Genomic DNA, 12691 nt, shown 5'->3' on the forward strand with positions numbered 1-12691 from the left:
CGCCGATGGTAGTGTGGGGCTTCCCCATGTGAGAGTAGGTCATCGTCAAGCGCCTAACACCCAGCACCCCCGCTCAGATCACTCTGGCGGGGGTGTTGTCTTTGGGGCGGGAAAAGTTTGGCCGGGGCGTCAGCATGCCTAGGCGCTGGGAGCGGATGAACGGCCAGCGAAGGCCTGAGACTGCGTAGCTGAGGTTGCCCTCACCCTAGCCCTCTCCCGGGGGGAGAGGGGACTAGGAGCGGAGTGGCGGAGAGGTTGGCGCAGGGCCTGCTAGACGGTGCTGCTGACACTCCGCAAAGAGCACAAGAGCCACAACAGCCCGGCTGCGCCGGGCTATCGCGGCCATGGTGGTCCGTCGATGCGGCCGCTCCTGCTAGAAGGCATGCAGTAGGAGCGGCCCATGGCCGCGATCGGATGGTCGGATGTTGGGCTTCGCTGCGCTCAACCCAACCTACCGCAGCGTTACAAGAGCAAGAAAAAGTCCGGCATGTGCCGGGCTTTTTGCGTTCAGGGTTTGCGGGCTATCAGGGTGGCGCGCAGGGGAGCGGGGAGGCCTTCGACGGTCAGGCCTGGATCTTCCGGATTCAGGAAGTCCGGTAGCGACTGGAAGCCCATCCATTCGGTGGAGCGCTGTTCGTCTACCGTCGTGGGGGTGAGGTCCACCAGGCGGACGTCACGATAGCCGGCGCGTTGCAGCCAGAGTTGCAGGGCGGTCGCGGAGGGCAGGAACCAGACGTTGCGCATCTGGGCATAGCGGTCTTCGGGTACCAGAACGGTGGTGGTATCGCCTTCGACCACCAGGGTTTCCAGGACCAGCTCACCGCCGCTGTCGAGGCAGTTCTTCAGATCCAGCAGGTGGTCGATGGGCGAACGACGATGGTAGAGCACGCCCATGGAAAAGACGGTATCGAAACCGCCGTCCAGTACGGGCAGTTCTTCCAGTGTCAGTGGCAGGTGCCAGGTGGGCAGGTCGGGCAGATAGCGGCGCAGGGCCTGGAATTGGCAGTGGAACAGCCAGTTGGGATCGACCCCTAGGACCAGGCTGGCTCCGGCGCCAAGCATGCGCCACTGGTAGTAGCCATTGCCGCAGCCGACATCCAGGACGCGCTTGCCCTGCAGATCCAGGTGAGGGGAGACCCTGTCCCACTTCCAGTCGGAGCGCCATTCGGTATTCAGGTGGAGATCGAACAGCTGGAAGGGGCCCTTGCGCCACGGGCGCAGTTGCAGCAGTGCCTCGCGCAGGGCCTGGTGCTGCTCCGCGGTAGGAGCACCGAGGAGGCGCACGGCCTCACTCAGTTCGACAGCCGCTACAGCGATTTCGGGGAGCGCATCGACACCCGCTTGCCAGCGCTGCAGATCGCCGTGGCCGCGGGCGTACTTGGCGGCCAGGACGGCTTCGAGGGACTGGGACCAGGTGGCCAGCGGAGTATCCGCCAGCGCCTGTTGCAGGGCTGCGAGGTAGGACGGCTGGGTCATGGCAGGGCGATCAGGGAGGTGAAGTTGAGGCATTGGAACCAGGGCACGACGGTGGTGAAGCCGGCGGCCTGCAGGCGCGCACGGTGTTCGTCCAGAGTGTCGGTGAGCATGACGTTTTCCAGCGCGGTGCGTTTCTGGGCGATTTCCAGCTCGCTGTAGCCATTGGCTCTCTTGAAGTCCAGGTGCAGGCCGTTGAGCAGGGCCTGGGTCTCGGTCTCCGGAAAACGGATCTTTTCCGACAGCAGCAGGGCGCCGCCGGGCAGCAGGCTGGCGCGCAGTCGGCTGAGCAGGCCCAGGCGCTGTTCCGGGGCGATGAATTGCAGGGTGAAGTTGAGGGCGATCACCGAAGCCGGTTCGAGCGGGACTTCGAGGATATCGGCTTCCACCACCTCTACCGGGAGCAACTCCTCATGCATGGAGTCCTGGGCGCTGAGGTATTCGCGGCAGCGGGTAACCATGGCGGTGGAGTTGTCGATGGCCACCACCCGGGTACCCTCGGCGCGGACATGACGGCGCAGCGCCTGGGTCACGGCGCCCAGGGAGCAGCCGAGGTCATAGAGGCGGCTATGGGGCTGGGCGAACCGTGCGGCGATGACACCGAGATTCTCGACGATGGTGGGATAGCCCGGCACGGATCTCTTGATCATGTCGGGAAAGACGCGCACCACGTCTTCGTTGAAGGTGAAGTCGGCAGGAGGCTGCGGCGACGCGAACAGGCGGTCGGCTTCGCTCATGGGCGGTACCTGGAAAATCGAAAGGGGGCATTGTACCCCCGGCAGGCACCGCTGGACGTGGGCTCAGCGGATTTCGATACGGCAGTCGAAGCGGGCCTGGGGCTCGGCATCGGCATCCCAGGGCTGGCGAGCCTGGAGTTCGAGATGGGCGCTGCCGGCGCTCTGGGCGCGGAAGCGCCAGAGGGACTGACCGGCGCTGCCGATGCCGCCCTGGTCCTGGCGCTGTTCGCGAAAGACTTCCGGGCCGAGTTGCCTGAGGTTGTCGCTGCGCTGAAGGATGTTCCAGCGATAGCCGCTGGTGGGATCGCTGGGCAGGGTCAGGGTCAGTTCCTGGCCGATGTGCATGGCCAGCGGGGTGCAGTCGCTGTCGTCACCCAGGATGAGGTTGCCGCTCGGCTGGGTGCTGCTGCAGCCGGCCAGGAGCAGACAGCCGCAGAACAGAAGACGGTTGGACATGGAAACCTCCGGGGTATGACGGCAAAACGCAGAGCATACCCCAAGAGGTCGGACGGTCAGACTAGAAGAGCACCTTGGCGACGTCGGCGAAGCGCTTGGCGAAGTGGACGGTCAGCCCCTCCTTGAGATAGGCGGGCAGCTCTTCGAAATCACCGCGATTGGGCTCCGGCAGGATCAGTTCACTGATCTTCTGCCGCCGCGCCGCGATGACCTTTTCCCGTACCCCGCCAATGGGCAGCACCTGGCCGGTCAGGGTCAGCTCGCCGGTCATGGCCACGTTCTTCTTGGGCGCCTGGTTGCGCGCCAGCGACAGCAGGGCGGAGGCCATGGTGATGCCGGCACTGGGACCATCCTTGGGCGTGGCGCCTTCGGGTACGTGCAGGTGGACGAGGGCCTGGTCGAAGAAGTTCGGATCGCCCTTGAAGTCCTTGAGATGCGCGGTGACGTAGCTGTAGGCGATCTCGGCGGATTCCTTCATGACGTCACCCAGCTTGCCGGTGAGCTTGAAGCCGCGATTCAGGGTATGGATGCGCGTCGCCTCGATCGGCAGGGTGGCGCCGCCCATGCTGGTCCAGGCCAGCCCGGTGATGATGCCGACCCCGGACAGCACCTGCTCCTTGCGGAAGGGCGGCATGCCCAGATAGTCCTCGAGATCCGAGGCGCCGATCTTGATCTTGAGCTTGGGGTCCTCGATGAGCCTGACCACCGCCTTGCGCACCAGCTTGCCCAGCTGCTTCTCCAGCTGGCGTACGCCGGCTTCCCGGGCATAGCCTTCCACCAGGGCCTTGAGGGCACTGTCGGTGAGCGTCAGGCGATCCTTGGGCACCCCGGCCTTGTCCAGCTGCTTGGGCCAAAGGTGCCGCTTGGCGATGGCCTGCTTTTCCTCGGCGATATAGCCGGAGAGGCGGATGACCTCCATGCGGTCCAGCAGAGGCCCGGGAATGGAGTCCAGGGTGTTGGCGGTACAGACGAACAGCACCTTGGACAGGTCCAGGCGCAGATCCAGATAGTGGTCGAGGAAATCGACGTTCTGTTCCGGATCCAGGGTCTCCAGCAGTGCCGAGGCGGGATCGCCTTGGTAGCTCTGGCCCATCTTGTCGATCTCGTCGAGCATGATGACCGGATTCATCACCTTGACGTCGCGCAGGGCCTGGACGAGCTTGCCGGGCATGGCGCCGATGTAGGTACGGCGGTGGCCCTTGATCTCGGCTTCGTCCCTCATGCCGCCGACACTGAAGCGATAGAAGGGGCGGCCGAGGGATTCGGCGATGGACTTGCCGATGCTGGTCTTGCCCACCCCGGGCGGACCCACCAGCAGCACGATGGAGCCGGTCACCTCACCCTTGAAGGCGCCCACCGCGAGGAATTCGAGGATGCGATTCTTGATGTCGTCGAGCCCGGCGTGGTGCCGGTCGAGCACCTTGCGCGCGTGCTTGAGATCGAGCTTGTCCTGGCCGTGGATACCCCACGGCAGATCGGTGGCCCAGTCCAGGTAGTTGCGGGTGACGCCGTATTCCGGCGAGCCGGTCTCGAGGATGGACAGCTTGTTCAGCTCGTCGTCGATGCGCTTCTGCGCGGCTTCGGGCAGGATCTTGCCGTCCAGGCGCTGGCGAAAACCTTCGATGTCGCTGCTGCGATCGTCCTTGGTGATGCCCAACTCCTGCTGGATCAGCTTGAGTTGCTCCTTGAGGAAGAATTCGCGCTGGCGCTCGTTGATCTTGCGATTGACCTCGGCGGACAGCTCCTTCTGCAGGCGCGCGACCTCTACCTCCTTGCGCAGCAGCGGCAGGACCTTTTCCATGCGCTGCAGCATGGGCACGGTATCGAGCACCTGCTGCAGTTCATCGCCCGGCGCGGTGGTGAGGGCGGCGGCGAAGTCGGTGAGCGGCGAGGGATCGTTGGGGCTGAAGCGATTGAGATAGTTCTTCAGCTCTTCGCTGTACAGCGGGTTGAGGGGCAAGAGCTCCTTGATCGCGTTGATCAGCGCCATGCCGTAGGCCTTCACCTCGTCGCTGGGATCAGGACTGGGGCGCAGGTGCTCGACTTCCACCAGATAGGGCGGACGCTGCCGGCGCAGCCAGCCGCGGATGCGCACCCGCGACAGGCCCTGGGCCACGAACTGCAGCTTGCCGTCCTGGCGGGTGGCATGGTGGATGCGCACCAGGGTGCCGTGCTGCGGCAACTGGTCGGGATCGAAGCCGTCGGCATCGCCGGGTTGCTGCTCCATGTAGAACAGCGCCAGGCAATGGTGGTCGGTCTTGGCCACCAGCTCCAGGGTTTCCGCCCAGGGCTCTTCGTTGACGATGACGGGCAGTACCTGCGCCGGGAAGAAGGGGCGGTTGTGAATGGGGATGACGTACAGCTTGTCGGGAAGATTCTGGCCGGGTAGCACCAGACCGGTCTGGCCGGCTTCTTCGCTGAGAATGTCCGCTTGATTGTCCTGATCGCTCATTGGCGTACCTTGGGCTTGGATGTAGGGCCAACATGGGGCGAGGGCGCTGCTTTTTCAACGCAGGCCAAGACCTGTCCTTCTTGACCGCCGGGCACCGCTTGAAGTGCGACGACCGGGGCAACGACTGGCCGTCGCGACGATAAAGATTCCCCCGAGACTGCCGCTAAAGCTGAAGTCACGCCGCGAAGCCGGCGAGAGTTTCCAAGGGCGCGCGGTGGAGAACAGCGGGTGAACAAGCGACATCTAGTAACGGGATTGCTGGTCTTGGGCCTCGGCACCGCGCAGGCGGCGCCGGTCGCCGTGCAGGTCGTGGACAGCCAGGGAGCACCCCTGGCCGATGCGGTGGTGATGCTGTCGGCGCCGGGACTGGTGCCCGAGCGGCGGCCCGCGGCCATCGACCAGCAGAATCGGCGCTTCGTCCCCCATGTCCTGGCGGTGGCCACCGGGACGGCGGTGAGCTTTCCCAATACCGACGACATCCGCCATCAGGTCTATTCCTTTTCCAGCCCGAAGCGCTTCGAGCTGCCGCTCTACCACGGGCTTCCCAGCACGCCGGTGGTGTTCGACCAACCGGGCGTGGTGGTGGTGGGCTGCAATATCCACGACTGGATGGTGGGATACGTCTACGTGACCACCGCCGGGCGCTCCGCGGTGACCGACAGTCAGGGCCAGGCCCGCCTGGAGGCGCCGGACGGTCATTATCAGCTGGCACTGTGGCACCCCGACCTCAGCGACAAGCAGGAGGTCGCCCAGCCTGCGCTGGACGTGGCGGGCAAGCCGGTGACCCTGAAACTCCAGCTGGCGGTTCAGCCGAAGCCGCAGTCCGCGGAGCCGGCGAGCTCGGCTTTCGAGGATGCCTTCCACAAGGCCACGCACGATGAAGCTCATCCATAGTTTCCAGACCCGCATCGCCGGCAGTCTCTTCCTGCTGATGCTGGTGGTCATCACCCTGGTCTATCTGACGGTCAAGGCCGCCACCGAAGCCAGTGCGGTGCGCCAGTCCTATGACCAGCTCGACACCGGGGCGCGGGTCTTTCGCCAGGTGCTGGACGGGCGCTGCCGCCGGCTGAACGATGCCGTGCGGGTGCTCGCCGCCGATTTCGGCTTTCGCGATGCCGTCGCCAGTGGCGATGTGCCGACCCTGAGGTCAGCGCTGGCCAACCATGGCGCCCGGGTGGGCGCGGGCGATACCTATCTGCTGGATCTGGACGGCCGGCTGATCGCCAGCACCGTGGCGGCGCACAGCCAAGGCGAGCGGCTGCCCGTCGCGGTGGCGTCGGGCAATGACGGCAGCTGTGTGCTGGCGGGTACCGGCCTGCCGCAATTGCGGGTCACGGTGCCGGTCCGGGCTCCTGTACCCATTGCCCAGGTGGTGATGAGTTTCGCCATGGATCAGGCCATGGCCGAGGAATTTCGCTCGCTGATCAACCTGGACGTGGTGTTTCTCGGCGAAGCCGCGCTGATGGCCAGTACCCTGCCTGAGGAGCAGGGACGGCGGCTGCTGCCTGAGCTGGCGAACGCGCCCCGGGGCAGCGATAGCTGGCAGCTGGCCCTGGGTGATCGCCGCTATCAGGTCAAGCGGCTGACCCTCGGCACCGCCGACCATCCGGTACAGGTCTATCTGCTGCGTTCGCTCGATCTGGCCATGGTCGAGTTCGAACCCCTGCTCAGGCAACTGGCGCTGATCGCCGGCGGTGCCCTGCTGGCGGCGCTGCTGGGCGCGTTGTGGCTGGCGCGCAACCTGGCCCTGCCGTTGCGGCAGCTGTCGGTGATGTCCTGGCGGATCGGCCAGGGGGACTACGGGGTCAAGGTGGAGGTCCAGCGCCGGGACGAATTCGGCCGCTTGGCGCAGGTGCTCGAAGAGATGCGCCAGGGCATCGCCGAGCGCGAGCAGCGGCTCAATCACAATGCCTTGCACGACGCCCTGACCGGATTGCCCAATCGCATCCTGGCCGAGGAACGCCTGCGGGTCTTTATCGCCACCCAGTCCCAGGTTTCGCTGCTGTACCTGGGGCTGGATGGCTTCCAGGCGATCAATGAAAGCGCCGGGGTCGCCGGCGGCGATCGCATCCTCAGGATGGTGGCCGAGCGCGCTCAGGTACTGCTGGCCGGGCGTGGCTGCGTGTCGCGACCGGTAGGGGACGAATTTCTCGTGCAGTTCTGCCGTGTCGGCCTGGAAGGCGCGGTGGGGCTCGCCGAGCAGTTGCGTCTGTCGCTCGCCGAACCCATCGAGTGGGAAGGTCAGTTGTATCGTCTCAGTTGCCGGATCGGCGTCGTCGAGTATCCGCGCCATGGCGACGATCCGACCCAGCTGATCGAGCGCGCGCGCAGCGCCATGCTCGATGCCGGGCAGTTGCCGGATCGCCTGCGGGTCTATGATGAAGGTCGGGATGCGGCCCAGCAGCGGCGTCTGCAACTGGTCCACGATCTGCCGCTGGCGGGCGAGCGGGGTGAATTGATGCTGGTGTTCCAACCCAAGGTGGCCTTGCAAGGTAATGGGCCGCACCAGGCCGAGGTGCTGCTGCGCTGGCGGCACGCCGAACTGGGCATGGTCTCGCCGGGTGAATTCATTCCCCTGGCCGAGCGCAGTGGCAGCATGGCCGGACTCACCCGCTGGGTGATCCAGGCGGCGATCCGGCAACTGGCGCTCTGGCAGACCCAGGGCCGCGAGGTCAAGGTGTCGCTGAACGTCTCGGCGGTCGACCTGGCCGATGCCCGACTGCCCGAGCGGGTGATGGGCTGGCTGGATGACGCCGGCGTCTCGGCGCGGCAGCTGACCTTCGAGATCACCGAGAGCGCCATCATGGCCGATCCGGAAGCGGCCATCGCGCTGCTGACCCGGCTCTCCGTGCTGGGCATCCGGTTGTCGGTGGACGACTACGGCACCGGCCAGGCTTCCCTGGCGCACCTGAAGCGGCTGCCGGTGGACGAATTGAAGATCGACCAGTCCTTCGTGAAGGAGCTGGCACCGGGCAACGATGACGCCGTCATCGTCCGCTCGACCATCGAGATGGGCCACAACCTGGGTCTGGAGGTGGTAGCCGAAGGGGTCGAGGAAGCCCGAGCCCTGGCGCTGTTGCGCAGCTGGGGCTGCGATGTGATCCAGGGGTACTACATCAGCCGCCCGGTACCGGCCGTGGAATTCGAGGCCTGGATGGAACGGCAGAGCCAGCCGGTGCTGGAGGCGCTGTCATGAAGCGTGGCTGGCTGCTAGCGGGGTTGCTGCTGGCGACCGGGGTGCAGGCCGACGGCGGCAAGCTGCTGGCCACCGGTGGCGCCAGCAGTCTGGAAGGCGCGGCGGGTGGGGGCATCACGCCCTGGGCGGTGATCGGCGGCTATGGCGAAAGCGGCCAGGCCGGCGCCACCGCCTTTGCCACCCGGGTATGGACCGGTGACTATCGGCTCGATGCCACCGGCGTGGCGGCGGCCTATGACAATCGGGTGGAGGTCTCCTATGCCCGCCAGCGCCTGGACATGCCGACCCTGCGGCGGTTGATGAAGCTCGAGGAAGACAGCCTCAGCCAGGACATCGTCGGCGCCAAGGTGCGCCTGGCGGGAGACCTGATCTACGACCGACTGCCGCAGATCGCCCTGGGCGTGCAGTACAAGCATCAGCGCGACTTTGGCATTCCCGCGGCCGTGGGGGCGCGGCGCGACAGCGATGTCGAGGGCTACCTGGGTGCCAGCCGGCTGTTTCTGGGCGGCGCCTTCGGCTACAACCTGCTGCTCAACGTCGGTCTCAGGTACAGCCGCGCCAACGAGATGGGGCTGCTGGGCTTCGGTGGCGATCGCAACGACAGCCGTCAGTGGCTCAAGGAGGGCTCGGCGGCGGTGTTCTTCAATCCCCAGTGGGCGGTGGGCATGGAATATCGCGAGAAGCCGCAGAATCTGTCCTTTACCCGGGAGAGTGACTGGGTGGATACCTTCGTCGGCTATTTCCCCAACAAGCATCTGTCGCTGGTGCTGGCCTATGCCTGGCTGGGCGAGATCGCCACCCTGGACGATCAGCAGGGCCTCTACCTGTCGCTGCAGGGGAGCTACTGATGCAGGCGAAGCCTCTGGTGCTGGCGGCACTGCTGCTGATGCTGGGTTGCACGCCCCAGCCGCCGGTGGGCGATCGGCTCTATCAGGAGCTGGGTGGCCAGCCCGGCATCACCCGAATCGTCGAGGGCATGCTGCTCAACGTGGCGCGCGACGGGCGGATCCGGCACTACTTCGCCAATGTCGACATCGCGCGGCTGCGCAAGCTGCTCATCCAGAAATTCTGTGCCGATGCGGGCGGTCCCTGTCGCTATGAAGGGGCGAGCATGGCGGAAAGTCATCGCGGTCTGAATCTGCAACCCGCCGACTTCAATGCCCTGGTGGAAGACCTGCAACTGGCCATGCGGCGCGAGGGCATCCCGGAGCGGGCGCAGAATGCCCTGCTGGCGCGGCTGGCGCTGCAACGCGGCGAGGTGATCCGCCAGTAGCCTGCCGGCTGTCGCTGGTTTCGAACCTCATCCGCGCCAGATCCTCCCTAGGCAAGATGCCTACGAGAGGGATGATGCTTGAGCAAGACGACTTCTGCGGCCGATCTCGGTCTGACCCTGGCGCCGGGCGACGAGCTGGCGCTGTTCGGCTGGTTCCTGGCCAGCTACCTGTTCGGCAAGCGCATCTCCCAGAGCATCGCTGCCCAGGCCTGGACGGTGCTCTATCGCAAATACGGCCGCGACACGCCGCGCAAGCTGCTCAATCTGAGCTGGCAGCAACTGGTCAACTATCTCGGCGAGGGCCACTACCGGCGTTATGACGAGAGCACCGCCACGCGCCTGCTGGATGTCTGTCGTCATCTGCAGGAAGACTATGGCGGCAGTTTTCTCAAGCTACGTAACGCCAGTGCCGATCGTGCGGATTTCGAGCGCCGCCTGCAGACCCTGAAGGGGGTGGGCCCCAAGACCTGCGAGATCTTCATGCGCGAGGCCGGGCCCTTGCTGTTTCCCGACTGAATGCACACCGCCGGCATGGGGCCGGCGGTGTTCACGACGGACGGAAGACTGTTATTTGCCCAGGTCCGTCTTGAGACGGCTGCCGGCATAAGCCTGGGCGTCCTTGGCCTTCTGCACCACCGCAGCGGTGCCGAAGAACTCGTGGGTGACGCCCGGATAGACCTTGCGCTCCACCTGGACACCGGCCTGGCGCAGGGCGGTCTCCAGGAAGCCACCGTCGTCACGCAGGGGATCGATCTCGGCATTGACGATGGTCACCGGCGGCAGGCCGGCGAGGTCGGCGCGAGTCAGGTCCAGGCGCGGATCCTTGAGATCGGCGGGCGTACGGGTCACCTGTTCGACGAACCACAGCATCATCGGCCGATTGAGCGGCTTGGCGTCCGCATACTGCTCGTAGGACGGGGTATGGGTGTTGGTCTGGGCCACCGGATAGACCGACAGCACGTGCTTGGGTGCGGTGAGACCGGCCTTGCGGGCGGCCACGGCGGTCGCCACCGCCAGGTTGCCCCCGGCGCTTTCACCGGCCAGGGCCAGCCGCTGGGAATCGCCGTTGAGCGAGCCGGCGTGGGTGGTCACCCAGCGATAGGCCGCCAGGGCGTCATCATGGGCAGCGGGAAACTTGTATTCGGGCGCCTGGCGATAGTCCACCGAGACCACGATGGCATTGGCCTGCTTTGCCAGACCGCGGGCGCCACCGTCGTAAACGTTGCGATCGGCGAACACCCAGCCGCCGCCGTGGAAGTAGAGGATGACCGGGAAGGGACCCTGGCCCTCGGGGGTGTAGATGCGGGCGGGCAGCACACCGGCGGCCCCGTCGACGGCGCGGTCGACGCTGGTCACGCCGGGTACCAGCGCCTCGGGCTGGGTGGGACGACCCTCGTCCTGCAGGACACCCTTGACCGCATCGGCGATGGTAGGCTGTTGGCGGGCCTGCTGAGCGGTGAGTTTTTCCACGGCCTTGGGATCGAAGCTGGCGTATTTGTTCAGCACCTTCTGCATGTCGGCATCGGTGCGCGCCATGCTCTTGGCATTGCTGATCGCCTCGGCACCCAGAGAACGTTTTTCCGGATCGCGGGCGCAGCCGGTCAGGGCCAGACCGGCGCCAACCAGAGCGAGGGCGAGGAGGGTGGGTTTGCTACGCAAGACGGACAGCGGCATGGCGGAAATCCTGTGCGAATTCAGAGGGCCTACCACCAAACCGACATGCTTATCGCGCGATAGGTTCCGGCGGACCGCTGGCAGGTACCTGGCGATCGGCCTGCTGGGATTGCTGGGTAGCCAGGCCGTCGCCGAGCCGGCGGCCTACTGGCGCTGGCGCAGCAACACCGATGGTCAGGACTTCTGTACCCAGACGCCGCCGGGGCCGGGTTGGGTCCGGATCGCGGGGCCCTTTCGCGATCTGCAGTGTCGCGAGGCGGGCAGTCTGCCCCTGCGCCGCTGGGCCGCGCCGCCGCAACAGTCCCGCTAGTTCGAGGTTTCCGCCGCCTTGAGCAGCGAGGCGCCGAGCTCGCCTTCGTAACGCTGCCACACCGGGCGCATGGCGTCCCGCCAGCGCGCCCGTTGTTCGGGAGTGAGGGTGATGATCTCGCTGCCACCCGCGGCGGCGATGCGCGCCCGATCACGCTGGTTTTCCGCCTCGGATTGCTTTTTCACCTCGAAGGTCACCTGGTCGATGATCTCTTCCAGGGTACTGCGTACGGCGAAGGGCAGGGTGCGCCAGCGATCCGCCTTGACGATCAGCATGTAGTCGAGGGCGCCATGGTTGCTCTCGGTGAAATAGCGCTGCTGCTGGTCGAGACGCTGGCTCCAGTAATTGGACCAGGTGTTCTCGGTGGCATTGACGGTGCCCGTGGTGAGCGCCTGCAGGGTCTGGTTGAAGGGCAGCCTGACCGCCGTGGCGCCCAGGGCCTCGAACTGGCTCTGCAGGACGTCGGAATTCTGGATGCGGAACACCAGTCCCTTGGCATCGCCGGGTTCGCGCAGGGGCTTGCGCGCCGACAGCTGCTTGAGGCCGTTGGGCCAGTAGGCCAGGCCGATGACCCCGGCTGGCTCCAGGCTCTGCAGCAGCTGGCGACCGCTGGGCCGGGCCTGGAAGTGATCGAGGGCCGCACGACTCTCGAACAGGAAGGGCAGGTCGAACAGCTTGAGCTTGGGACTGAGTTCGGTGAGTTTGCTGATCGCCGGCGCCAGGATGTCGACCTTGCCGTCCTGCAGCGCCTGGAGTTCGTTGGCATCGGTAAAGGCCGTGCCGCTGGGCAGCACCTCCACCTGGACCTGCCCGGCGAGACGCTGCGCCACCAGCTGCTGGAACAGCTGAGCACCCTTGCCCTTGGGGGTCTCCGGCGCTACCACATGGGAAAACCTCAGAGTAATGACGTCAGCGTAGCTGGATGTCATGGGCAGGGCGGCGGAGAGCAGGGCGCAAAGGCCCAGGATCGACGACTTCATGGCAGGTCCTGGTGATTTTTCTTGGAATCCTTGTAGGCGTACTTTACCAGTGCGACGTCAGGTCGCAGGGCCTGTGGGAAGGCGTTGGCTGCCGTTTGGCGGATGACCGGGAGAATCGGCGTCGCGCTGGCGTTCTAACG

12 protein-coding genes are annotated in these 12691 nt (G+C 65.8%); 6 read left to right on the forward strand and 6 right to left on the reverse strand.

From position 1 onward, the window contains the following. Positions 1-507 precede the first annotated feature (507 nt). From cmoB to lon, 4 genes are all read right to left on the reverse strand, one after another. A complete protein-coding gene (gene cmoB / locus QKY98_RS15290; RefSeq protein WP_284671193.1) occupies positions 508-1476 on the reverse strand; it encodes a tRNA 5-methoxyuridine(34)/uridine 5-oxyacetic acid(34) synthase CmoB in 969 nt (322 codons plus the stop codon). Further along, on the reverse strand, positions 1473-2210 hold the full coding sequence (cmoA, locus tag QKY98_RS15295) for a carboxy-S-adenosyl-L-methionine synthase CmoA (protein WP_027598420.1): 738 nt from the start codon (positions 2208-2210) through the stop codon (positions 1473-1475). Before cmoA ends, cmoB begins: the two co-directional genes overlap by 4 nt. Before the next feature lie 63 nt (positions 2211-2273). Beyond that, entirely contained in the window at positions 2274-2666 is a 393-nt protein-coding gene (locus tag QKY98_RS15300) for a protease inhibitor I42 family protein (RefSeq protein ID WP_284671194.1), read from the reverse strand. A 61-nt stretch (positions 2667-2727) separates the two neighbouring features. Beyond that, on the reverse strand, positions 2728-5118 hold the full coding sequence (gene lon / locus QKY98_RS15305; protein WP_027601420.1) for an endopeptidase La: 2391 nt from the start codon (positions 5116-5118) through the stop codon (positions 2728-2730). 228 nt (positions 5119-5346) lie between these two features. Here lon and QKY98_RS15310 point away from each other — a divergent pair, with 228 nt between their 5' ends. From QKY98_RS15310 to QKY98_RS15330, 5 genes are all read left to right on the forward strand, one after another. Next, positions 5347-6012 (forward strand): methylamine utilization protein, encoded by a 666-nt coding sequence (locus tag QKY98_RS15310; protein ID WP_027601421.1) that lies wholly within the window; start codon positions 5347-5349, stop codon positions 6010-6012. Next, positions 5996-8314, forward strand: coding sequence for a putative bifunctional diguanylate cyclase/phosphodiesterase (locus QKY98_RS15315; protein ID WP_058792855.1), 2319 nt, complete (start codon positions 5996-5998; stop codon positions 8312-8314). The genes QKY98_RS15310 and QKY98_RS15315 overlap by 17 nt, the downstream gene beginning before the upstream one ends. After that, positions 8311-9162 (forward strand): DUF3034 family protein, encoded by an 852-nt coding sequence (locus tag QKY98_RS15320; protein WP_058792856.1) that lies wholly within the window; start codon positions 8311-8313, stop codon positions 9160-9162. Before QKY98_RS15315 ends, QKY98_RS15320 begins: the two co-directional genes overlap by 4 nt. Continuing rightward, on the forward strand, positions 9162-9587 hold the full coding sequence (locus tag QKY98_RS15325) for a group I truncated hemoglobin (protein WP_284671195.1): 426 nt from the start codon (positions 9162-9164) through the stop codon (positions 9585-9587). Before QKY98_RS15320 ends, QKY98_RS15325 begins: the two co-directional genes overlap by 1 nt. Before the next feature lie 78 nt (positions 9588-9665). Beyond that, on the forward strand, positions 9666-10103 hold the full coding sequence (locus tag QKY98_RS15330) for an HhH-GDP family DNA glycosylase (protein WP_058792857.1): 438 nt from the start codon (positions 9666-9668) through the stop codon (positions 10101-10103). A 51-nt stretch (positions 10104-10154) separates the two neighbouring features. Here the strand turns inward: QKY98_RS15330 and QKY98_RS15335 are convergent, their stop codons facing one another. Then, the gene (locus tag QKY98_RS15335) at positions 10155-11261 is read right to left on the reverse strand and encodes an alpha/beta hydrolase (protein WP_027598414.1); all 1107 of its coding nucleotides are present in this window, start codon (positions 11259-11261) and stop codon (positions 10155-10157) included. Positions 11262-11370: 109 nt separating this feature from the next. Here QKY98_RS15335 and QKY98_RS15340 point away from each other — a divergent pair, with 109 nt between their 5' ends. Next, positions 11371-11571: a hypothetical protein gene (locus QKY98_RS15340; protein ID WP_007163019.1), complete on the forward strand. Its 201-nt coding sequence runs from the start codon at positions 11371-11373 to the stop codon at positions 11569-11571. Here QKY98_RS15340 and QKY98_RS15345 read toward each other — a convergent pair. Continuing rightward, positions 11568-12551, reverse strand: coding sequence for a DctP family TRAP transporter solute-binding subunit (locus tag QKY98_RS15345; protein ID WP_027598412.1), 984 nt, complete (start codon positions 12549-12551; stop codon positions 11568-11570). The genes QKY98_RS15340 and QKY98_RS15345 overlap by 4 nt on opposite strands. Positions 12552-12691 lie beyond the last annotated feature (140 nt).

This window comes from Pseudomonas sp. HR1 (genome assembly GCF_030175875.1).
GTDB classification, from domain to species: Bacteria; Pseudomonadota; Gammaproteobacteria; order Pseudomonadales; family Pseudomonadaceae; genus Chryseomonas; species Chryseomonas oryzihabitans.

Excerpts from the sequence above, each read along its gene's own strand:
- cmoB (WP_284671193.1), bottom strand. The coding sequence starts at position 1,476 with ATGACCCAGCCGTCCTACCTCGCAGCCCTGCAACAGGCGCTGGCGGAT.
- cmoA (WP_027598420.1), bottom strand. The coding sequence starts at position 2,210 with ATGAGCGAAGCCGACCGCCTGTTCGCGTCGCCGCAGCCTCCTGCCGAC.
- QKY98_RS15300 (WP_284671194.1), bottom strand. The coding sequence starts at position 2,666 with ATGTCCAACCGTCTTCTGTTCTGCGGCTGTCTGCTCCTGGCCGGCTGC.
- lon (WP_027601420.1), bottom strand. The coding sequence starts at position 5,118 with ATGAGCGATCAGGACAATCAAGCGGACATTCTCAGCGAAGAAGCCGGC.
- QKY98_RS15315 (WP_058792855.1), top strand. The coding sequence starts at position 5,996 with ATGAAGCTCATCCATAGTTTCCAGACCCGCATCGCCGGCAGTCTCTTC.
- QKY98_RS15320 (WP_058792856.1), top strand. The coding sequence starts at position 8,311 with ATGAAGCGTGGCTGGCTGCTAGCGGGGTTGCTGCTGGCGACCGGGGTG.
- QKY98_RS15325 (WP_284671195.1), top strand. The coding sequence starts at position 9,162 with ATGCAGGCGAAGCCTCTGGTGCTGGCGGCACTGCTGCTGATGCTGGGT.
- QKY98_RS15335 (WP_027598414.1), bottom strand. The coding sequence starts at position 11,261 with ATGCCGCTGTCCGTCTTGCGTAGCAAACCCACCCTCCTCGCCCTCGCT.
- QKY98_RS15345 (WP_027598412.1), bottom strand. The coding sequence starts at position 12,551 with ATGAAGTCGTCGATCCTGGGCCTTTGCGCCCTGCTCTCCGCCGCCCTG.